General features: G+C 51.5%; 21 protein-coding genes, 1 pseudogene and 1 other annotated feature. Of the genes and pseudogenes, 13 read left to right on the top strand and 9 right to left on the bottom strand.

Annotation, left to right across the window (positions count from 1 at the left end):
- Positions 1–87: 87 nt before the first annotated feature.
- A complete protein-coding gene (locus AC3Y2E_RS19825; protein WP_379213369.1) occupies positions 88–1,077 on the bottom strand; it encodes a hydroxyacid dehydrogenase in 990 nt (329 codons plus the stop codon).
- A 159-nt stretch (positions 1,078–1,236) separates the two neighbouring features.
- Positions 1,237–2,649, bottom strand: a complete 1,413-nt coding sequence (locus AC3Y2E_RS19820) for an extracellular solute-binding protein (RefSeq protein ID WP_190931526.1) — start codon at positions 2,647–2,649, stop codon at positions 1,237–1,239.
- Positions 2,650–2,968: 319 nt separating this feature from the next.
- Here AC3Y2E_RS19820 and AC3Y2E_RS19815 point away from each other — a divergent pair, with 319 nt between their 5' ends.
- Positions 2,969–3,838, top strand: a complete 870-nt coding sequence (locus tag AC3Y2E_RS19815) for a copper amine oxidase N-terminal domain-containing protein (RefSeq protein ID WP_190931527.1) — start codon at positions 2,969–2,971, stop codon at positions 3,836–3,838.
- Between the two features lie 188 nt (positions 3,839–4,026).
- On the opposite strand, the gene AC3Y2E_RS19810 is transcribed toward AC3Y2E_RS19815, so the two are convergent.
- Positions 4,027–4,431, bottom strand: a complete 405-nt coding sequence (locus AC3Y2E_RS19810) for a GNAT family N-acetyltransferase (RefSeq protein WP_379213535.1) — start codon at positions 4,429–4,431, stop codon at positions 4,027–4,029.
- Between the two features lie 219 nt (positions 4,432–4,650).
- Between AC3Y2E_RS19810 and AC3Y2E_RS19805 the strand changes: the two genes are divergently transcribed.
- The 7 genes from AC3Y2E_RS19805 (at position 4,651) to AC3Y2E_RS19775 (ending at position 10,885) form a co-directional block, all read left to right on the top strand.
- A complete protein-coding gene (locus AC3Y2E_RS19805) occupies positions 4,651–5,319 on the top strand; it encodes a GntR family transcriptional regulator (RefSeq protein ID WP_190931528.1) in 669 nt (222 codons plus the stop codon).
- 202 nt (positions 5,320–5,521) lie between these two features.
- Positions 5,522–6,343, top strand: a complete 822-nt coding sequence (locus AC3Y2E_RS19800; protein ID WP_379213365.1) for a metallophosphoesterase family protein — start codon at positions 5,522–5,524, stop codon at positions 6,341–6,343.
- 34 nt (positions 6,344–6,377) lie between these two features.
- Positions 6,378–7,169, top strand: coding sequence for a tyrosine-protein phosphatase (locus AC3Y2E_RS19795; protein WP_379213363.1), 792 nt, complete (start codon positions 6,378–6,380; stop codon positions 7,167–7,169).
- 48 nt (positions 7,170–7,217) lie between these two features.
- Entirely contained in the window at positions 7,218–8,537 is a 1,320-nt protein-coding gene (locus tag AC3Y2E_RS19790; protein ID WP_379213361.1) for an ABC transporter substrate-binding protein, read from the top strand.
- Between the two features lie 41 nt (positions 8,538–8,578).
- Positions 8,579–9,550 carry a carbohydrate ABC transporter permease gene (locus tag AC3Y2E_RS19785; RefSeq protein ID WP_379213359.1) on the top strand — a complete coding sequence of 324 codons (972 nt, stop codon included), beginning with the start codon at positions 8,579–8,581 and terminating at the stop codon, positions 9,548–9,550.
- 13 nt (positions 9,551–9,563) lie between these two features.
- On the top strand, positions 9,564–10,382 hold the full coding sequence (locus tag AC3Y2E_RS19780; protein WP_379213357.1) for a carbohydrate ABC transporter permease: 819 nt from the start codon (positions 9,564–9,566) through the stop codon (positions 10,380–10,382).
- A gap of 182 nt (positions 10,383–10,564) precedes the next feature.
- Positions 10,565–10,885, top strand: a complete 321-nt coding sequence (locus AC3Y2E_RS19775) for a DNA glycosylase AlkZ-like family protein (protein ID WP_379213355.1) — start codon at positions 10,565–10,567, stop codon at positions 10,883–10,885.
- Between the two features lie 133 nt (positions 10,886–11,018).
- Here the strand turns inward: AC3Y2E_RS19775 and lysS are convergent, their stop codons facing one another.
- On the bottom strand, positions 11,019–12,479 hold the full coding sequence (gene lysS / locus AC3Y2E_RS19770) for a lysine--tRNA ligase (RefSeq protein ID WP_379213353.1): 1,461 nt from the start codon (positions 12,477–12,479) through the stop codon (positions 11,019–11,021).
- Positions 12,480–12,547: 68 nt separating this feature from the next.
- Positions 12,548–12,820, bottom strand: a binding site (T-box leader).
- A gap of 325 nt (positions 12,821–13,145) precedes the next feature.
- On the opposite strand from lysS, the gene AC3Y2E_RS19765 reads away from it, so the two are divergent.
- The 3 genes and pseudogenes from AC3Y2E_RS19765 (at position 13,146) to AC3Y2E_RS19755 (ending at position 15,140) form a co-directional block, all read left to right on the top strand.
- Entirely contained in the window at positions 13,146–13,835 is a 690-nt protein-coding gene (locus AC3Y2E_RS19765; RefSeq protein WP_379213351.1) for a helix-turn-helix domain-containing protein, read from the top strand.
- A gap of 121 nt (positions 13,836–13,956) precedes the next feature.
- Positions 13,957–14,262 (top strand): annotated as a pseudogene (locus tag AC3Y2E_RS19760) (toxin-antitoxin system TumE family protein); the annotation flags it as partial.
- Between the two features lie 161 nt (positions 14,263–14,423).
- Positions 14,424–15,140 carry a sulfite exporter TauE/SafE family protein gene (locus tag AC3Y2E_RS19755; protein ID WP_379213349.1) on the top strand — a complete coding sequence of 239 codons (717 nt, stop codon included), beginning with the start codon at positions 14,424–14,426 and terminating at the stop codon, positions 15,138–15,140.
- Positions 15,141–15,215: 75 nt separating this feature from the next.
- On the opposite strand, the gene AC3Y2E_RS19750 is transcribed toward AC3Y2E_RS19755, so the two are convergent.
- The 3 genes from AC3Y2E_RS19750 to AC3Y2E_RS19740 are packed head-to-tail and all read right to left on the bottom strand — an operon-like array spanning position 15,216 to position 17,887.
- Entirely contained in the window at positions 15,216–15,926 is a 711-nt protein-coding gene (locus AC3Y2E_RS19750) for a hypothetical protein (protein ID WP_379213347.1), read from the bottom strand.
- Entirely contained in the window at positions 15,923–16,690 is a 768-nt protein-coding gene (locus AC3Y2E_RS19745) for a hypothetical protein (RefSeq protein ID WP_379213345.1), read from the bottom strand. Before AC3Y2E_RS19745 ends, AC3Y2E_RS19750 begins: the two co-directional genes overlap by 4 nt.
- 12 nt (positions 16,691–16,702) lie before the next feature.
- A complete protein-coding gene (locus AC3Y2E_RS19740) occupies positions 16,703–17,887 on the bottom strand; it encodes an SPFH domain-containing protein (RefSeq protein ID WP_379213343.1) in 1,185 nt (394 codons plus the stop codon).
- Between the two features lie 387 nt (positions 17,888–18,274).
- Between AC3Y2E_RS19740 and AC3Y2E_RS19735 the strand changes: the two genes are divergently transcribed.
- Together AC3Y2E_RS19735 and AC3Y2E_RS19730 are read left to right on the top strand one after the other, a co-directional pair.
- On the top strand, positions 18,275–19,564 hold the full coding sequence (locus tag AC3Y2E_RS19735; protein WP_379213341.1) for an aspartate aminotransferase type Ic: 1,290 nt from the start codon (positions 18,275–18,277) through the stop codon (positions 19,562–19,564).
- A gap of 160 nt (positions 19,565–19,724) precedes the next feature.
- Entirely contained in the window at positions 19,725–19,862 is a 138-nt protein-coding gene (locus AC3Y2E_RS19730) for a hypothetical protein (RefSeq protein ID WP_190931542.1), read from the top strand.
- Positions 19,863–20,424: 562 nt separating this feature from the next.
- On the opposite strand, the gene AC3Y2E_RS19725 is transcribed toward AC3Y2E_RS19730, so the two are convergent.
- On the bottom strand, positions 20,425–20,925 hold the full coding sequence (locus tag AC3Y2E_RS19725; RefSeq protein ID WP_379213339.1) for a trypsin-like peptidase domain-containing protein: 501 nt from the start codon (positions 20,923–20,925) through the stop codon (positions 20,425–20,427).
- A gap of 46 nt (positions 20,926–20,971) precedes the next feature.
- Entirely contained in the window at positions 20,972–21,688 is a 717-nt protein-coding gene (locus AC3Y2E_RS19720) for a hypothetical protein (RefSeq protein ID WP_190931544.1), read from the bottom strand.
- Positions 21,689–21,781: the final 93 nt, after the last annotated feature.

Below are 21,781 nucleotides of genomic sequence, written 5' to 3'. Positions count from 1 at the left end.
AGCAACAGCATGGCTGCCGCCGCAGCTCCCCGACTCGTCCCCCGACACATCCTGAGTCTGGATGGAATGGGACACACCTCCTTATTGTTAGGCGAGTACGGCCATCTGCTCCTCCCTTACCTCTCCTTCCAGCGGCTGTCCCTGCTGCAGCCTGGCGATCTCGTCAACGGCAAAGGCGCCGAGACGCTTCAAGCCGTTCGTCACCGCTCCCGCAATATGTGGGGTCATGATGCAGTTGGGCAGCTGACGCAGCGGATGATCCGGCGGCGTCGGCTCGGGATCGGTCACATCGAGGCAGGCAATCAGCCGGCCTTTGCGCAGCTCCGCCTCAAGCGCCTTCTCATCGATGATCGAGCCGCGTGCGGTATTGATAAGGATCGCATCGTCCTTCATCGCGGCCAGACGTTCCTGATTGAACATGTGGTACGTTGCCGGCAATGACGGCGCATGGATGGAGATGACGTCGCACCTGGCGAGCAGCGTATCCAGATCCGCCTTCGTCCCGCCGTGCGCCGCTATCGTCTGCGCGTCCATGACCGGATCGTACACCAGCACGTCGACCTGGAACTGGCGCAGCAGCCGGATGTAGTGCTGGCCGGCACGTCCTGCGCCCACGACGCCAACGGTTACCTCGTACAGCTCCCGCACGTCGCCGCGTCCTTTTGTCCACTGGCCGTCCCTCATGTTCTGCGTCAAGGCCCACATGTTTTTCAACGTCGCGATCGTGAATCCGAGCGCCGTCTCCGCAACGCCGATCGCCAGCGCGTTGTTGCCGCTCGATACGCGGATGCCCCGCTCCCAAAGCGCCGGGGTCACGATCGGTTTGACGGTGCCGGCCGCATGGATGACGGCTTTCAATTGCGGGGCGCGGTCGAGCAGCCGCGCGGTCAGCGCCGGAGTGCCCCAGGACGTGATGACGATATCCGCTCCGGTTATGAGCCCGGCAATCGAATCCTCCGTCGGTTTTTCCTCGACCTCATTACACGCCACGGTTCCCAACGATTGGAGTCGTTCCCACGCCCGCGCGGAGAACAATCGCTTCTGACCCCCAGGTGGTGGCAATACAGCAATTCTCATCTAGTAACACTCCCATTAGCCGCATTTACAATTCAAGTATTGACCCACTTCTAACCCATATCTAATGTCATTATAACGCATAACGATCAAGTGTCAACGGTGAAAATAAAAAAAACTGGCACAATGCCAGTCAGTTGCGAGTCAATATGACGTTGTATCTTATTTCGTCGGCATCATCGGCTGGAGTCCTTGGCCCGCTTCGGTCAGCGTCTGCTCCACCCGGCGGCAGAAATCGTGCGCGTTAAGCAGGCCGGTCCAATACAGCTTCACGTCCCGCTGCATACGGGACAGCTGCAAATAGCTCAGCTGCAAATCCCCCACGGTCCGGTACGAAGGGACGATCTCCCGGTACATCCCATACCGGGACGGCCGGTACCCCGACTCCTCGCCCCGCCATTCGGCGGCGCGCCGGTTCGCCGGTATGCTCATCGTGTTTTTGCGAATATGCTGCTGCGTCTCATACCCGCTCATATAATCGGCAAGCAGCAACGCTTCTTCGCGGTGGGCGCTCTGCCGGTTGACGGCGACCCCGATGAGCACCAGCATCGTCCGGAATGAATCAAACTGCGGCAGCGGCGCGATATCATAAGTGACGTTCGCCTGCCTCAATTCATTCAGGCCGAAATACGTCGTCATAATCATCGACACTTGCCCGTCCCTGAATAAATCCTCCGCATCCGTATCGCTGGCCGACAAAGCAATCGGGAAGGCGTCGGCCATGCCCAGCAGCTGCTTGCCAACCTCGAGGCTGGCGATCAGCTTGTCATCGTCCACGACGTATCGTCCGTCGCCGTCCCTTTGGAACACAACGCCGTTCTGCAGCAGAAAAATCGGCCAACGGTTGCGCATGAACATATTAAAGTAAAATCCGAACCGGACTCCGGGCCTCGCCAACCGCACCGCATAATCCAGCAGCTCCGGCCACGTCCAGCCGCTGTGCGGCTCCGGCAGCGCGCACTCTTCGAGATGGTCCTTGTTGTAGCAGATAATCACCGGCGAGAAGAGCAGCGGCTGGACGACCGGCGGGTTCATCGGCGGCAATAGCGGCATCAGGAACGGATACGTATCCGGATGGATGTCGCAGGGCTGCAGCAAGTCCGCCGCTCCTTGCGTTATCAGCTCGCGCACGTTCATCTCGTTCACCGTCACGACATCGAGCAGGCCCGCCTGCAGCTGCTCCAGCACGAACGGAACGTAGCCGCTCGTCGGCAGAGCCACCGTCTGCACCTGAATATGCGGGTATAACGCATGAAACCGGTCCAGCAGCCCGCGAACTCCCGCATCGTTTTCCATCGTGCTGTGGTACCCGAACCGAATGACCGTATGCGGCTTCTCGGGCTTCTCCGTCACTTTATTGCCGATTCGCGGAATTTTCTCGATCAGCCGTTCCTGGACGAGCACGTCCAGCCCTTTGCGAACCGACTGGTTGCTCAGCCCGTACATCCCTTCCAGATCGCTCTCGGACGGCAGGAAGTCTCCCGCAGCGTATTTGCCTGTCACGATACCGGAACGAAGCTCCTCGATCATATGCTCCAACCGCTGTCGAAAAAATTTGCGACTTCCTTTGTCCACCATCGATTCTCCTCACATTTCCGCACGGTTCCTACGAGTTGCTTGCTCGCCGCTGTAACTCATTTCTAACCCGTTCATTTCTCTTCAATATAGCCTATGTCCGAAATTCAAGTCAACTCCCGCGCACCTTCCGCTCTGCAAACCGAAACAATAGGGCGTATAACGTCGGTGCGATCATTGGGATTTCTTCGGTGATCGCATGTTTGGCGAATTATTTGAAGAACCCGTTGCTTCCACCCTCACAAAGATCGAGGGGGAAATCGAACATGTTAGGGTACATAGATTTGGAAAGTAATTCTACTACAAAGGAGCTTTCAAAATGAAAACAAAGAAAGCATGGTCAATCACAGCAGCTTGTCTGGTGGCAACAAGTCTTATGGCAGGATCCGCCTTTGCGGCCAAGCCGAACGACAACGGCAACGCGGACAATAAAGCGGAAGCTGCGGCTCATTCTAATGCGGCTGCGAAAGAAAAGGAACCGAAGGTCGAGTCAGAGTCACAAGATTCTGTTACCTCCGATACCTACGGCAACAACGGTAAACAAGGATATAAGGGGCTTCTGAATGCCTTGGAGAATGTGAAGGACAAGCCGGCCGGACCTGTTATCGCAGACCTGCTGCTGAACAAATACGAAGTCATGCTTAGCGCAGAGCAAAAGGCTGAACTGGAAGCGTTAATCGAAAAGGACAAAGCGCTTTCCGCCGTTGCCGATATTTTGGACAGCCAAGGCAATGTAACCGATGCCGTATATGTGCAAAAGGATGCGATAAGAGCTAACCTGAAAAATATCGATTCTTACAAAAAGTTGGGCAAGCTTTATGAGAAACTGGGGAAAAAGGGCGTTAAATTGTATGTAAACGGTGAAGAACCGGCAGTCGAAGTGCCGCCATTCATCCGTGACGGCAGCACGCTGGTACCTTTCCGCGCCATCTCGGAGGCTCTAAAAGCGGAAGTGAGCTGGAATGCCGACGAGCGTTCCGTCACAGTTACGCGTGACGATATCACAGTGAAGCTGTTTATCGACAATGCAACCGCTTATGTGAATGGGAAAGAAGTGACTTTGGAAGTACCGGCCGCGATCGTTGAAGGAAACACGGTAGTACCGGTTCGTTTCGTTAGCGAGGCTCTAAAAGCAGCTGTAGATTGGGAAAGTGAAACGCAATCGGTTGTGATTACCGAAGAGGAGTAAGGCGTACCATTAATCTAGATTTTAAAAAAGCAATAAATAATTTTTCTAAACGAAGCCCGAAAGCTCCGGCCAGGATCATAAGCCGGAGCTTTCGGTGCGTTTATTGCAGATAGCTCGAAAATTAAATGTCGACCGACATTAGCCTCACCGGATTCGTCTGTAAAGCTAATTTCTTTTCTCCATGGCAATCAAAATCGTTTTGATAACGATAATTCACGCTCTTTTTGGTAGCCTGAATCCTGGTAAACTTTAATTGCCCTTTCATTAGTTAACCCCGTAAGCAATTTGACACTTCGTACCCCGCGCTCCCGAAGCCCCTCCTCAAGCAAGGAGATCATCCCGGCAGCCAATCCTTTTCTGCGGGCGTGCTCCTGCACATACATTTCCGTTATTTCTCCATACGGATGGTCGTAACAAAATGACGTAAACCATTGAGCGCAAACGAATCCTACGACTGTATCATCCAAGCAGGCCAGCACAACCAGTTCCCGGTTCCCTTCGAGTGACGCCCGTACATGTTCAACGGCCCGATATCCGCCGTTAAACTCCCGGTTTAAACGGGCAAGAGCTTCTGCATCCTCTACGGCAAACAGCGTTCGATGCTCCTGTCCGTTTAACCGTTCCTGCCCTATTACCTCATCACAACCATTTTACCTCAAATTTTGGAAAACCGCTCCGCCATCATCCTGTTATACCTAGCAATCCATGTAATGTTCCATCTTTGAAATGCACCTTCATTGCCCCCTGCCTCTCCGATGAGATATACTAGTAGGAATGTAAATTATTTTTTCAACCTCTAAGGAGCTTCAGCCATGCCGGACGTGCCTCTTGTAGATATCGCCTATCAGGAAATTCGCCAAAAGCTGTTGAATGGACAATATTTGCCAGGGAGTCTTCTCTCGGAGAGCGACCTTGCCGGCAAACTGAGTATGAGCCGTACTCCCGTTCGGGCGGCAATCTCCCAACTGGAGAAGGACGGCTTCGTCGAAACGTTGAATAAACGCGGCGTCCTGGTAAAAGAGATCGACGTCCAGGAGCTGTACGATATGTTCGACCTGCTGAATGCCTTGTACATCTACGCTCTCGATCAGTTCGACGAGCATGCGTACGATCTGGATCTGGAGGCGTTCAGGACGTATTTGGACCGGTTGACGGAGGCGAGCGCGGAGAAAAGAGACCGCGATTACTACGAGAACGGGCTGTTGTTTATGAGAACGATCCTCGAGGCACTCGACAACCGGTGCATGGAGCAAACGTTCGATCGCTACAAAGATAAAATTTTGTTTTTCGTCGTCGCTCACCGCTCGATGGAAGGCAAGCATCGTCCCTATACCGGTAAAAAGCTGTATGCGGACATTTACCGGGTCCTGTGCGACAAAAACTACCGGGAAGCCAAGCTGATGATTCTCGAATCGAAGCGAAACCTGCGGGAGGAATTGCTGCGGACCGGTTTTAAAGCCATCTCACACCGACATGCGTGAACCTTGCTCGGTTCTTATCCCCCATACACTCGCGACTTCTTCCCGGAGGTCGCGAGTTTTTTGCGTTTCACCGCCGAATCCCCCCTTTTTACAAAATCGATAAATCCCGTTAACACTGATCTTACATACAAGATTTATATTACTTGTATACAAGTTGATTTTCCGTTTTACAACCTACCCATTCCATTTGGAGGCGATTTCGATGAAACCTATTCAATTCGTGCACCTGACAGACACCCACATGAACGCGCCCGACACAGAAGGCCCGTTCGCGAAGCTGCAGTTGGCGGAAAAAGTCAAACACGTTTTCGGCCATATTCAACAATCCGGCCTCCGCCCTTCTTTCCTTCTCATCACAGGCGATTTGTCCCATGAAGGCAACACCGCAGATTACGCCTACATCCGCAAGCTTCTCGACGAAGGCTCGGCGACGATCGGCGCGCCCATCTATGTCGTGCTTGGCAACCACGATCACCGCTCTCCTTTTCGTGAAGGTTACTTGGGCGAGACCGCATCCGAAGAGCCTTACTACTACACGCATATGATCGACGGCCTGCGGCTCATCGGTCTGAACTCGCAAGTTCCGGGAGCACACAACGGAACGATTGACGACCGGCAGCTGGCCTGGCTGGCCGAGCAGCTCCAGGCGCCGGCTCCCCGCGGAACGATCGTCGCCATCCATCATCCGCTGCTGACGATCAGCGGCATGCCCGGCGAGCATATTCTTACCAACAGTGCCGCGCTCAGTGACGCGCTCGCCGGTACGGACGTCATCGGAATTATGGCAGGGCATGTGCATTCGAACAATGTCGGCACGTTCCGCGGCATCCTCAGCGTTGCCGCAGCCGGTACCGCATTCGGCGGCGAACGGGCTGACGCCGAGCATTTCCGCATGTTCGACGCCTGCAGCTATAACGTGGTGACCGTCGATCAAGACGGCGTCGCCGTATCGACCGTCACTATCCCGACTTCGAACGCCGAATTTTTCCGTTTTCCGCTGAAGGCGCTGGCTGAGCAGCACTAATTACTTTCTTAGAGACAGGAGATTCCGATTCCTTATGACTAGCCACACGATCCCGCAACCAGAGTGTCTTCTTCCTCTGGAAGGCGCCTTTAATTTCCGCGATATGGGCGGATACCGGACGGCCGACGGCCGCACCGTCAAGCATGGTCTGTTCTACCGCGCTGCCGAGTTGACGGGGTTAACGCCGGGCGACCTTAACGTGCTCGAGACGCTCAGCATCCGGCATGTGCTGGATTACCGCAACCGGGCGGAAGCCGAGCTGAAGCCGGACCCGCAGATCGGGCAGGCCGTCCTTTCCCGTATTCCCGCCAATATGGCAGCCGAATCATCACCGCACGTCACGATGGAGCAACTGTTCGAAGCCGGCATGCATAAGGCGTTTACAGCCGACATGCTGACGAAAATGTACGCGGCGCTGCCGATCGGCAACGAAGCCTACAAACATCTCATGAAGCTGCTGGCCGAGCCGGAGCTCCACCTGCCCCTCGTTCATCATTGCGCCGGTGGCCGCGATCGGACCGGCGTTGGCAGCCTGCTGATTCTGCTGACGCTTGGCGTTCCCTATGAGACGGCGGTGGAAGATTTTCTGCTGTCCAATGTAACGCTGACCGCCTATCACAATCATTTGTTCGAGATGGCCTCCCGGTACGTAAGCAAGGAGGAGCTCGAATCGTTCCAGAAGGCGATGCTGCTCAAGCAGCCGCTATTGGATGCAACAATGACTTCCATTCATGAAACGTACGGGTCGTTCGAACGTTATCTGCAAGCCGAATTCGGAATCGACGCAGCCGCCAGAGAACGAATTCAAGCCTATTGTCTTCAATAAACATGGCAAGTGTAGTTCCGATCCCACTCTTTCTCTGGAGGCGTAACCATGAAACGGATTACGAAAACGGCAGCCATCCTTGCAATTGCAACCGCAACTGCCGTCAGTCTCACCGCATGCAACTCCAACGCCGGATCTGCCGGCCAAGCGGAGCTGGGCAAGCTGGACCCGAGCAAACCGACGAAAGTTACCTTTTACTCGTACAGTCTGGCCTATCCGACGATGAAAGCCGGCATGGAGCAGCTGATACGGGAATTCAACGAAACGGTAGGCAAGGAGAAGGGCGTCGTGGTGGAAGGCGTAGCGGATGCGAGCTTTCAGCAATTTAAGGCCGACATTTCCGCCGGAAAGCAGGTCGATGTCGTTCAGCACGCTTTCGGCACGCTCGACAGCTCCCGTTTGACGCTTGGCTTCAAAGCTTACGAGGACGTATTCCCCAAGGACGTTCTGGACGAGCATTTCCAAGGCATTTCCAAAAACGCTCTGGAGCTGGGCAAAATCGACGGAAAGATGTACGGCCTCGCCTTTACGTTCAGCACGCCGATCGTGTTTATTAACGGCAAGCTCTTCCAGGAGGCGGGCCTCGACCCGGCCAAACCTCCGCAAACGTGGGAAGACATCAAAGCCGCCTCGCTCAAAATTAAAGCCGCAACCGGCAAGGACGGCTTCGGACTGGCGCCGAACAACGGCTGGATTACGGAAGGACTCATTCTCAGCAACGGCGGCGGGGTGCTTGCCAAGGACCGCAAATCCGTGACATTCGGAGAGGATGCGGGCGTCAAGGCCATGCAGATGTGGAAGGACCTGTACCAGAACGGCGCTCATGCCAAAGGCAGCGACGCCGAGCTGTCCGAGCAGTTTATGGCAGGCAATCTCGGGATGTTCGTTACGTCGACCGCGCTGCACAGCGGATTCAAAAAGGCGTCGGAAGCGGGCGGCTGGAAGCTGTACGGCGCCGGGCTGCCGAGATTCGGCGACAAGCCTGCGGTACCCGTCAACTCCGGAAGCGTACTCGCCATCCGTCCGGACAATCCGGTCAAAAGCGCTGCGGTCTGGGAGTTCGTCCAATTCGTAACGGGCAATCGAGGCTATACGATCATCACGTCCTCCGTCGGGTACTTGCCGCTTCGCACCGCGCTCGCCGACGATCCGAACTATTTGAAGAGCTTCGTCGACCAAAACCCGCTGTATAAAATCAATCTGGCGCAGCTTGAACAAATTAAACCGGTCGCCATCTGGCCGGGCGAATATGCGACGGAAATATCCACCGCCTTCTCCGACGCTGTGGCCAAAACGATTATGACGAATGAAGACGCCGCGGCCACGCTCAAGAAAGCGCAAACCGAAATTAACGCTATGCTGAAATAAACGTTCGAACCTTTCGAATCCAGCAACGGAAAGGAACTGTCATGAGCCAGGTAATCGAGAACTCGTATGCTCCCCCTTTGACGGGGCGGCCTTCTCTCACCGGGAAACGGAAAGGGAACCGGATCAAGATGCTGCGGCGCCTGAAGCCTTATTTGTACTTGTCTCCGGCTTTGCTGCTGCTTGCCATCTGGATGTATAAGCCGCTTCTTTCCACCTTTTATTTGGCTTTTCACAAATGGAGCATGGTGCCCGGCACCGAACCGGCCTTTGTCGGATTGGACAACTTCACGCGCCTGCTGTCCAACAAAAGCTTCGCCGATTCGATCGGCAATACGGTTTTTTATACGATCGGCCTGCTGCCGTTCTCCATCGTAATTCCCGTCCTGCTTGCGACCGTAACGCATCAGATGACCGGTACCATGAAAAACGTATACCGGGCTTTATTTTTCATCCCGATGATCCTGGCTCCAGTGTCCGTAAGCGCGATATGGCGCTGGCTGTTTCACCCGTCCAACGGATTGGTGAATCAGGTGCTGATCCAACTCGGGCTGCTTCAGGAACCGATCGCCTATTTCTCGAATCCGGACTTCGCCAAATGGATCATCCTGCTCATCACCGGCTGGAAAATGATCGGTTTCAGCACGCTTATGTTCTCGGCGGCGTTAACGAGCATCAACCGGGAGTATTACGAAGCGGCTTCCCAGGACGGCGCCGGGCGGCTCGCGTTGTTCCGGCATATTACCGTTCCGCTTTTGTCCCCGATGATCCTGTTCATGCTGACGATGAGCATTTTGTTCTCGAGCCAGTGGACATTCGCTTATATCGATATTTTGACCGGGGGCGGACCGTACGGCACCTCGACGAACATTTATTACGAGATGTACAAGTTCGGCTTCTCCAACCTTAACGTCGGGTTCAGCTCGGCGGCGTCCATGATGTTTTTCTTCGTATTCGGGCTGATCGCCCTGGCCTTGACCGGATTGTCCCGCAAATACTCCTTTTACGACAACTGATGAGGAGACGACGATGAAACGCACACCTCCGGCATTAAAGCTGATCCAGCACGGGCTGCTCGTCGCCATGAGCGCGGCGGCTATATTTCCGCTATATTGGATGATTATTTCCTCATTCAAAAACGAATCCGAAATTTTCACCTCCAGCCTGCTTCCTTTGCACCCGACATGGAGCAACTACAAGTATGCGTTCACGGAAATGCCGATTATCCGGATGCTGCTCAATTCGCTCGGCATGTCTACCTTAATGACCGCGTTTCAGCTGGCTACGAGCCTGTTGGCCGCTTACGCGCTGGTTCGCTGGCGATTCCGGGGGCAAACGTTTATTTTCGTGCTTCTCAGCTTAACGTGGCTTATCCCGTTTCAGTCGATCATGATCCCGAACTACGTCTTGGTCAACCAAATGGGGTTAAACGAACGACTGCTTGGCATCGTTATCCCTTTTGCCGTGTCCGCCTTCGGCATCCTGTCTCTCTACCAGAGCTTCCAGTCGTTTCCCCGCGTGCTGATCGAGGCGGCGAGCATCGACGGCCAGAGCGATTTCGGCATTTTGACGAAGCTGATTTTGCCCAATATCCGCTCGACGATCGCCTCGCTCGGCATCATCATGTTCATCAACAGCTGGAACGAATACTTATGGCCGATGCTGATCACCAAAAAGATGGAGAACGCACCGCTGCAGATCGGTCTGAAGCTATTCGTCAACTCGGATACGAACATGTGGGGATCGTTGATGGCGGCGACGACCGTCTCCTGCTTGCCGATCCTCCTGCTCTACCTGACGCTTCAGCGGCAAATCGTCGATTCGTTCGTGCGCTTCGGGATAAAATGACATCTATGCTAAAAAACAGCGGCTATCCGGGACACGAAACCAAAGTCCTGGATTGCCGCTGTGTTGATTTGATCCTGACATACAGTTGTCAGGGAGGGAGGCTTACCATAGAGATATAAACGAACAACACGCCACAATAGACACGATCCCCCAACCATCCCGATAACAAAGGCGGCCAAGCGATGAATCCACGGACGAACGAACCGAATGCCCTTAAGCCGAAAAACAGCATGCTGTCTTACCACAACCGCACCCGGATCATGCGGGATAACGATAAGATCAGCGTCTTCACGAGGAATGGCATCATTCGGGCCACCGTTCTCATCGACGGATTCGTCAGCGGTTTGTGGTCGATCGAAGAGCAGCGCGGGACCGCGACTTTACAAATCAACCTGTTCCAGCCCATCTCCTCCGCAGACCGAGCCGCCCTGCACGAGGAAGGCGCGAAGCTGCTTACGTTCGCCGCAGCAGATGCAGCCTATCATGACATTCGCTTTCTTTAGATGAGTGAGGATGCGCATTTTTAATCTTTCCTTCAAATTAGTTTCTCGGCAAACGCATCTACGACGTAACATTTCATTATTGAAAAAGCCTCCTTGTTTGTAGCGCACCATGATTAAAAAGATCTCCGCACAGTTAAACTTTTTTAGTCAAAGGAAATAAAACGCAATCCTTAATCGTATCGCTATCAGTCAGCACCATCAACAGGCGTTCAATGCCAAATCCCCAGCCGGAGATAGGGGGCATTCCGTATTCCATCGCGGTAAGATAATCTTCATCCATCTCCATAGCTTCTAAGTCCCCGCTGCTCTTTAGAAGGGCTTGAGCCTCTAACCTTCTTCTTTGTTCAAGCGGGTCAACCAGCTCGGAATAGGCATTAATGATTTCCGCACCATTCACTACCAACTGAAAACGGTCTGTAAGTGTTGGATTCTGATCATTAGCTCTAGCTAGTGGAGATAAATCAATCGGGTGCTGAACCAGAAAAGTCGGCTTTACCAGTTGGGGGCGGCACATCTTCTTGTACAGAAGATCAATAAAATTACCTCTGCCTAAAACTTCAAGATCCGCATGCTCTAAATCGATATTTTTCCTTTTCGTTTCCCGGTACAACTCTTTAACATCAGGGTACAGGTCTATATCAATCCCTGTGTCTCTTAAGATTAAGTCCCTAAAGGAAATTAGGTCCCATTCTAATGAGAAATCGATCATGCGGCCTTTTATTGCAATAGTTGTCGTACCAAAGGTTTCCTCAAGAATATACAGGATCATATCACGCATGAGTTTCATGGTGTCGACATAGTTCCAGTATGCAGCATATCCTTCAACCATCGTAAACTCTTGAAGATGTTGAGGGCTGATCCCTTCATTTCTGAAACACTTTGCGAATTCGAATATTTTGGTAAAGCCGCCTATAATCAATCTTTTTAAATAGGTTTCCGGGGCAATACGCAAGTTTAATTCCGTATCTAACGAGTTATGATAGGTCCTGAAAGGTTTAGCTATTGCACCTGAGGAGGTATGCTGCAAGACCGGCGTTTCTACTTCCAGGAAATGTCGATCCTCCAAAAATCGCCGAATAGCACGAACCATTTTCGTTCTGGCTAACAAACGTAATTGGGTTTCCTCGGTCATGATTAAATCCAAGTAGCGCTGCCTGTACCGGGTTTCAATGGAACTTAACCCGTGCCACTTATCCGGTAAAGTACGCAAAGCCTTTCCAAGAAATACGCAGCTTTGAATCCGCAACGTTTTCTCATTCGTTCTAGTCGTATACATATGTCCCTCGACCCCAATAAAATCCCCAATATCCACTAATTTATGGAATTGTTGAAACAACGCCTCCCCAATCTCCTCCTTATTCAAAAGAAGCTGTAAACTTCCTGCTATGTCCGATATGGTGATAAATGTGAATTTACTGAAGTTTCTAATACCCCGTATTCTTCCCGCGACTCGTACATCCGAAATTCCGTCTTCAAGCAGAGAGGCTTCGGAAAGTTCATAATTGGCAGAAAATCTTTCAGGATATACCGGGATTCCTTGAGATCTTAAAGTCTCTAATTTCTCTAACCTAAGGCTCGTTTGTTCATTACTCATTCATCTCACTCCAGTTTTCGTTTATGTAACAAAAAAATCAAAAAACTCCCGTCTTCAAGATCATTAATCTTGAGGACGAGAGTTATTCACTTCGTGGTACCACCTCAGTTTATCGATATGTTGCCATATCAACCTCTTCGGGTACGGCAATTTTATAAAAAAATTGATTATACCCTATCTCTATAACGGGAGATCCCGTCGCAGCATCACTAAGAAAACAATCTTAGATCCATGCGAAGCTCCGAGTCTTTTTTCATTTAGATCCTTATTACTCCTTTCCACCAGACAGGAGCTCTCTGTAAATAATGAATCCAAATTACTTTTCTCTTCATAGCCGTATGTTATTTTTTGAAAATTTAAAATTAACTTAGCAAATAGAAATGGTTGTTGTCAACTTCAATCTTCCTGCGCCCTTTATTAATATAATATATGCTGACCGTTAACATAATGAGACCGCCCGATCATTCCTTGGCGTCCTCTCTGTCGGTTCCATTTATCTTGTCACATCAGATAGCATACGTCTCATCTCGCTTACACCTTCAGCCATACAATTTACTGGAATAATTTAGCGACTTCAGGTTTATACTTGATTTGAAGTTTACTATATGTGACATTGAAGTTCATTTTAAGTTGTTAGAAAAATATGTTAGCATAGGCGGTGAGGTGATGTTTATGTTTCATCTAGCGGAAAAGGAAATCGCCATTACCGAAGCGGTCTCAATCTCTGAATTAGTTAAGAGCATTCAGGAGCCACAAAGCAAAAACCTTCCGCTGTTTATCATGGCTCTCGCAAACTACATTGAAAAAACATCCTCCCATAATCCAAGCGGAATTTTACAGGAGGTTCAACGTTGTCTTACTGAGCAAAATACGCATCGTGCTCTACAGCGGTTGCTTGTGCATATGGTGACTGTAGGTACGTCGGAGGACTCCTTAAACGTGCGCATGTACACGACAGGAGAAGTTGCTCGCTTTTTCGGTGTGAGTGTCGCTACGATCAATAACTGGCTCAACCAAGGACGTTTTCTCGGTATCGAGAAAGGTGAGCGGTTTAAGCAGGTACGCATACCGGAAAACGCCGTTTATTCTGCTCCAACAGGTGTTCAAACATCAGTGGCAGATGCCGCTGAATCGTATGAGCGCGAGCAAGCCCGTCTGAACCGGGTCCGGCCGATGACAGAGGCTGAAGAACTTGCTGAACTGGTAAACGCAGTCGTTCATTTTGAGGTAAAGTATGACGGCACCTATGAGGAAACGCTTGGCGTAAAACTGGAACTTACGCCTGACGAAGCCCGCGACGCGCAGCAGTGGGAGGGCTTACTGCGATCGATGGAAAGACGAGGAGGCGGCGCTTGATGAAATCACATCGAGCTGTGAGGCCGCCTTCTAATATACCGCAATTAGAGCGGGATTACGCCCACATCATAATCGACACCAGAGACGGGGATGGAACTGATTAAGGTCCTCCCGCAAATTTACGCGTCATACGTTCGTCTTCGTCGACGGGTCGCGTCTGTTGGTCACGGAAGAATTGCACAGCGGTATCATAGATGTTTCCTACTATAATTGGGTCGATCCAAACGGAAATACGATCCTCTGTTTCCATAGCGCGCCGCACGACCTGAATCCGAGTTATCAAACTGCGACCGAGCCGCACCACGTTCATCCGCCCGACGATACCAAGTTGACCAACATCACGCGTTACCCAAACTTTCATCATCAGGAACTACATACGATCATGGAGCATATTTTCTTCTCGCTTGTGGCAGCAAAAAAAATTTAAATTCACCCTTAATTACAAGATTGGACTAAGACCCTAAGACGAAATTTCCTGCGCGCTTCCATTCGATAACCCAGCTGCCCCCCTTCATTTTATCCATATTAAACTTTATAATAGGTGGACGGTTCCGTTCACAAAAGTAATAATATGGAAGTGACGCTTTAATGGAGGATTGGATTCTGCTCGTTGTGATTGTCCTTGCCGCCTCGCTGTTGCAGACCAGTACCGGGTACGGCTTTTCAATTATCGGCACGCCGTTTTTGTTTCTGATTTACCCGGCTCATACCGCTATTCAGATCAATATTATTCTGTCGCTTTGCCTTTCCTTTGTGATGATTTATAACATTCGCAAGGAAATCGATCGGGTTTTATTAACCCGCTTAATCAAAGGCAGCATCCTGGGGTTAGTACCGGGAATTTTCATTTATCTATACGTGGATGTTCAATGGTTGAAAATGGTCGTAGGCGGCCTGATCCTGCTCTTGACGGCACTTCTGATCCTCAAGCTGACTGTCCGGCAGACTGTAACCAAAGATTATGTCACCGGCGGCATCTCGGGTCTGTTAACGACGAGCATCGGGGTGCCCGGACCGCCTCTGCTGCTCTACTTCGCAGGCGTCGGCACTCGCAAGGAGACGCTTCGCAGCACTACGCTGGCCTACTACCTGTTCGTCTATTTGGCCAGTTTGATCATGCAAATCGGATTGGACGGGACGAATCCCGAGACGTGGATCTCGGCTGCGATTGCGCTGCCTTCGCTGTTCCTCGGGATTTTCCTGGGACAATTTTTATTTAAGTATATGAATCAACAGGTGTTCAAAATGATTACGTACGTCATCCTGCTTTTTACCGGGTTGTATCTGTTGATCAGCAGTATGTAAAAAAACCTCCAATCCCGCGTTCTAACGGAGTTGGAGGTTTTTTATTTCATCGGGCCCGGCGAGCGTTCCCGGGGTTCATCCGACCGGAGAACCGCAATACTCGCACTCCTTGCTTTGGCCTTGTACCAGCTCGGTCTTGTAGCCGCAGCCCGAGCATTCTACGACTTTCACAGCGGGTGCGGTTTCTTTTTTTACGGGAGCTGCAGCGGGCGCCGCCTGCATGCGGGAGTATCCCGTCTCGATCACGATGTTCACGTCGTGTCTGTGAGGGTCGGCATGCGCGTTCCGGAACAACACTTCGCGGGAATACGAATCTACGAACGCGCCCGGCAAGCGGCCGGTGTAGATCATATGACAGATGTCGTTCATCACCGTATGGGCATTTTGTTTGGTCATGTCCGCGATCCGGTCGATCGATGCGATATGCTTATGTACGATCAGATTTTCGTAATAGGTATACATCTGATGCAGCTTACGCTCCTTGCGTCTGGCCCATAAACCAAGGAGGACGCCGGGAAGCGCAAGGAATAGAAACGTAATCGCGGCGAACAAGACGACATCCCCGGGATGCTCCTGAACCATCGCCACCATGTACACGAACGACATGAACGCCCAAACGACCATCAGCGACACGGAAATTAATTTTATATCGTCAATTTTCAAATGATTGGCATGGCGGTGCTTGTAGATCCGGAACAGCAGAAAGAAAACGCCGATCGGAAAAAACAGCGTACAGCCAATAAACACCAAACAGCCGTGAACGGATGGCTTTGCCTGATAATTCATCCGATACCTTCTCCTCTCGATGCCTCGCTCCGAAGCTTGCGTCTCCGCGTCTCCAGATCCGTGAGCACGTCCTGCGCGAGCTGACGGGCCATCTCCAGATGACCGGCATGACCGTTCTCTTCGCGCAGCAGACGCACGCAATTCTCCAGCTCCCTCATTTGCCACAGCAGGCTGTCCTCAAGCTGGGAGACGGCAGGGCGGCTAACCGGATCGCTGGCGGACAAGCGTTCGGCCAATTGTTCCACAAGCGAATGCAGCAATTCCTTCTCTCCGCCGCTCCAGTCTAACGCCAACAGCTCCCGGATCGTGTGCAGGGAACTTTTCATTTGCTTCATAAATACGCTCCGCTGTCGAAGCTCCGTCTCGTGCTTCGCAACGAACCGGACGTACCGGCCGGACGCCATTACACCTGCGGCGAGCAAGACGAGCATACCGGCCTGAACCCCGGCATAGACAGGCCACGACAGGCGGAAAGCAAACCCGAACACGAACGTAATCACCAGTACAGCCGCTCCGTACAGCACGATCAGCGTGCCTTGCACCAAATAAGCCGGTACCAGCTGTTTCTCCTTCGCTCCGGCTCTGACCCGCCCCCGAACAAAGCGGAAAGCGAACAGCTCGGCCACAAGCATAGCGGCCCCGGAGACGATACTATGCGCAGGCGGCAAGCCGATCCGGCTCAACAATCCAAACAAACCGGCGGTCGCGGCAGCCGCGATTAGAAAAAGCACCGTCATCAAGCCAGTCACGTTGCGTTTGCTCATCGTCTTCTCCTCTCAACCCAGCTTATGCCCGCATTCCTTGCAAAACTTCTCTCCGGGTTGAAACTCCTGCTTACACGAGCTGCACTGCAGCGTCTGGCTCTGCCCGCATTCCGGACAAAACTTGGCTCCCTGTGTTATCGAAACGCCGCAATGTCTGCAGCCTCCGGCCATCGCCTGCCCGCACTTGGCGCAGCTCCGGGCGCTCGCCGGGTTGTCCGCTCCGCAGGCTGCGCACGGATGGTACGGATCGCCGCAATTGGAGCAAAACTTCGAACCCGCGGTAATCGGGTGGCCGCACTTGCTGCAGCCAGACGCCGGGACGCTTGCCTGCCGGGACAGCTCGGACATCGTTCTCCCCATCGTGCCTCCGATTCCGGCTCCCATCTCCATGCCGATGCCGACTCCCATAAACGTTCCGGAAGCCGCCTCGTTTTGCGCCGCACTTTGCAAGGTATCGAACGTCCGCTCCTGATGATACGTGTAGCCGAGAATGTTCATCTCCGCTTTTTTGGCCAAAGCTTCCTTCAGCCGTGCCGTTACGGAGTCGCTTTCCGGAATGTTGATCGAGTCGGTATGAAAGTTCACCAGCCGGATTCCGTAGGATTGGAATACCGGAGCGATCCGTTCTTCGATATGTTTCGATATTTCGCCGACGTACGCATTGATCTCCAATATGCTGATCTTCTTATGGATCAAGTAACTTGAGATCAGTTCGTTAATATTCATCATCATGACAGCCCGAAAATGTTTGCCGAGCGTCGCCTGATCGTATTCCGCAACCGTCCCGATCAGCTTGGTCAAAAAACTCCGGGTGTCTTCGATCTGAATGCCGAACTGCCCGAACGCCCGCACCGATACCGGAACCTGGTATACCGGGTCCTTCAATTGGATCGGCGCCACCGTCCCCCATTTTATATTCAGCGTCCGCAGCTTGTTGACGAACCACACCTCCGCCGTAAACGGCGACTTACCGCCGAACGGAAGCTTGACGATCGAAGTCAGTATCGGAATATTTTGCGTAGAAAGCGTATGGCGCCCGGCCGGAAACACATCCAGCGCCTGTCCGCCCATGAACAATAACGCCTCCTGCGACTCGTTCACGATCAGCTGAGTCCAGGTGCCCAGCTCCTGATCCGGATATTTCCAGGCTAGCACATCGGCAGGTCCGTCGTATTTCACCACTGTAATCAGTGCCATCGTCCTATCCCCCCTGTCGATCGATCCATTCTTTCCCTCGTAAAGACTATTCTGATTATAGTACGAACAAACTATTTTTTCGATTCATATTTATAGCTATATAGGTTGAACTAATGAAAGTTGAAGTCCATTTCGTTGCGAAAAAAATTGCTTGAAGCTTCAGACATCTTGTTTTGAGTGTCTCGGATTGAATTGGCCTTCGGACTGTTGACACTCAAAGCCAAAACTCGCTTTCAAGCTAATTTCTTTTCTCCACTACATTGGGTTTTACCATCGTAGATCTTTAGTTCAACTTATATAGATTCGAAAGAAGGCTGGAACGCAAGGAGATCCGGCTGGCCGCAGCGAATAGTAGATTCATGGAAACAAGACTAGGAGGCCGCCGGCATGAGCGACTTAGAGACAAAAAGCATAGACGATCTACAGCAACTCGAACAATCTTTACAAGCACGGTATAAGGCGTATCAAAGCCGCAGGCTGCGCCTGGACATGTCGCGCGGCAAGCCTTGCCCGGAGCAGCTCGATCTGTCGATGGGCATGCTGGATGTACTAAGACCGGACGAGGCGCTGAGGGCGGCGGACGGTACCGATCTGCGCAATTACGGAGGGCTGGACGGCATTCCCGAAGCAAAGACGCTGTTCGCTTCCATCCTGGGCGTCCAGACCGGCGAGATCCTCATTGGCGGCAACTCCAGCCTGAATATGATGCACGACACGATCTCCCGGGCGATGCTGCACGGCGTAGCCGGCGGCGAAGTGCCGTGGAGCAAGCTTCCGTCGGTTAAATTTCTGTGTCCGAGCCCGGGGTACGACCGCCATTTTGCGATCTGCGAGCTGTTCGGCATCGAGATGATCGTTGTCGATATGCGGCAGGACGGTCCGGATCTGGACCGGGTCGAGGAGCTGGTGCGGGGAGACGATTCGATCAAAGGCATCTGGTGTGTGCCGAAATACAGCAATCCGGACGGTATCACGTACTCGGACGAGGTCGTCGATCGTCTGGCCCGGATGGTGACCAAAGCGTCCGACTTCCGGATTTTCTGGGACGACGCGTACACGGTTCACCATCTAAGCGATACGCCCGACCGCTTGAAGCCGATTCTGGAGGCTTGCCGGGCTGCGGGCCATCCGGATCGTCCGTTTATTTTCAGCTCCACTTCCAAGATCAGCTTCCCGGGAGCCGGCGTAGCGGTGATGGCCGCCAGCGAGCATAATCTGAGCTTCATCCGCAAGCAGCTCTCGGTTCAGACGATCGGACCGGATAAAATCAACCAGATGCGTCACGTACGCTTTTTCGGCAGCGCAGACGGCATTCGTGCCCATATGGAAAAGCACGCTGCGATCATAAAGCCGAAATTCGAGGCGGTGCTGGACATCCTGGAGTCGGAGCTGGGCGGACTGGGAATCGCCTCCTGGAACAAGCCGAACGGCGGTTATTTCATTAGCTTGAACACACCGGACAGCTGCGCCAAAGAGGTGGTCCGGCTGGCCGCCGAAGCCGGAGTCACCTTGACGGGAGCCGGTGCCACGTATCCGTACGGACTCGATCCGCGCGACCGCAACATCCGGATCGCTCCGACCTTGCCGCCGCTGGAGGAGCTGCGGACCGCGATCGGGGTACTGGCGCTTTGCGTGCAGCTGGCGAGTGTCCGGGAGCGGCTCGGCAGGAGCAAATAAGCCGGCACCAAGCCTCGTTCCTCTAATTCAAATCAAACGCATCGGGTCAGGCAGCCTTCGTTCATGACTTGAACTGAGGCTGTTTGTTTTACTCGGATATTCGCGATCCTATTGCCGTTTTCGACAGTAGGCTGCCGCTAATTTGGGGAGGGATTCCAGGATGCATCAATCCACCGTTATTTGTATTAGCGGGCCTTCGGGCGCAGGGAAAAGCTCGTTAATGGAAAGAACCGTCGAGCTTCTCGAGGATTCGGTCAGTTTTTATTTCGATGCCTATCAATCGACGCTACTGCATTAAGAAAAACCGTCCGGAAAATCATCCGGACGGTCCTTGACGTACAAACCCATACGCTAACGCGTGAAAGGGAATGGGAACCCCCTTCCTTCGCTCCAGCCGCTCGCCCTCAGTCGTGTTGTCTTTTTACGGTGGTATCGCTAACGAACCCAACAACCGTTATCAGAGCCGAATGCGGGCGTTTGAATTTGTAACGAACTCTAGTATGGTTATTTCCGCCCAAATCCGATCGTTTTTTTCCACTTTCGGTTCAATAACGATCCCCGGATTCGTTACGTCTGGAATAACGTCGTTTTTCAGTCATAAGCGTGATCCGATTCGTTAGTCATCGGACCTGAGTATACGTTCTCTAACGCCAAGGAAGGAAACTCCTCCCCTTCATTTTAGCACGGTAAAGAACTTAAACTTTCTGGCAGATAAAAAAGCCTTTCTACCCACGAAATTTTATAAATTCTTACATCTTTAAAAAGAGTCCGCTTGGTTTCCCAAGCAGACTCTTCGTGCTTCTTAAGTGATGCTCCCATGCATGTCCAAATTTAAGGTTTGGTGAGAACCTTAGTCAAACCTAACTGTGATTTAATGTTCCAGATAGCGGATATACTGGTCGAGCTAGAGGTACCGTGGTTGCCAAGCCAGCCGCATTAATAGTTGTCCAGTTAGGTGTTACAAAAGCTGGTCCGCCACTGTCACCGCCAGAAATTTTCATGTTCGCTTGTATTTGATTATCGAAATAAGAAGTATCAGTCCATGTTGTACAACTAACACAAGTGATCGGTCCGGATTGGAGATTATTAATAATTCCTTCGTATGCAATATAATTACCAACATCTATATTGCTAACGCTCGTTAACTCTCCCTTTACCGGATCGTTTTCCCAAATCAAAGCATCCACATCATCATAAGGGATAAAGGCAGCATCTGCAGTTGTAGTTTCCCCGGACCAAGCCGTAGGTTTAGCGGTTCGATTTGTTGTACTGAAAGCTTGTACTTCGGGTTGCCATACATATTGACTGGTATTAAAGCAATGTCCTGCTGTTATGAAACCGTTGGTTCCGTTTTTCTCCACTGCAAATCCAGAAGTACAAGGGATATTCCCAAAAGCAGTATCTTTTTCAAATTTTTACTCCAGCGATAACAGGACGAAATTTATCTGTTCGTGCCATTGGTTGATATGGCTCCCCATCGACTTCAATGAGGACGTAATCTTCACCGATGATTTCTTTTATTTTTTGTATCTTTTCTCCTGGTGTCTTTTCGGAAACCACTACTCGAAATTTATTATGCTCGGGATCGAAACCAGAAGAAACTAGACCAAACGCTTTGAATTCCTCTGGACTAACGGATTTCATAAAATCTTTAAGAGGAATCTCTCTGTCTTCGAGTTCCTTCTTTGTGTACTTAGCAGTAAAGAACTTAACTCTTTTTTTATCTTTTTCGGAAAGAGGCGAAAGAATCTGTGCCTGGATACTTGGATCGTCATTAGTAAACCCAATATGCAGGTTACCTGTCTTTGTATCAATGTATTGTCCGGCAAAGGAGTCGATCTGTTTATGCTTATTACCAATTTCAGAAGGCACTCTTTGTCTATCAAATAGCTCCTGTGCTTCAGCTTCCGTTAATTCAACGCCATACAGCCGCTTTGATTTATTATTCCCACTTTCTTTTTTCCCTTGTTCAAGAGCAGCCGGACTAACGGAAAAACCAGCCTCTTCTCGAAATTTGATACTTTTAGGATCTGACAAAGTATCCGCAGAAGCTGAACTCATCACAACAGAAACAGCTAATACACACGAAATTGCAGCCATTGAAGCGAACTTTTTAATTTTCATAAAGCACCTCCTCCTAAATTTAATATCATCCCCAAAGCATGTAAACCAGCCATCATAAAATACAAAATATAGGTAATTGTCACTTAAATATAT

The sequence above is a fragment of the Paenibacillus sp. MAH-35 genome, from assembly GCF_058135425.1.
The sequence above is the reverse complement of the archived record's forward strand: the minus strand, read 5'-3'. Positions and strand labels throughout refer to the sequence as shown.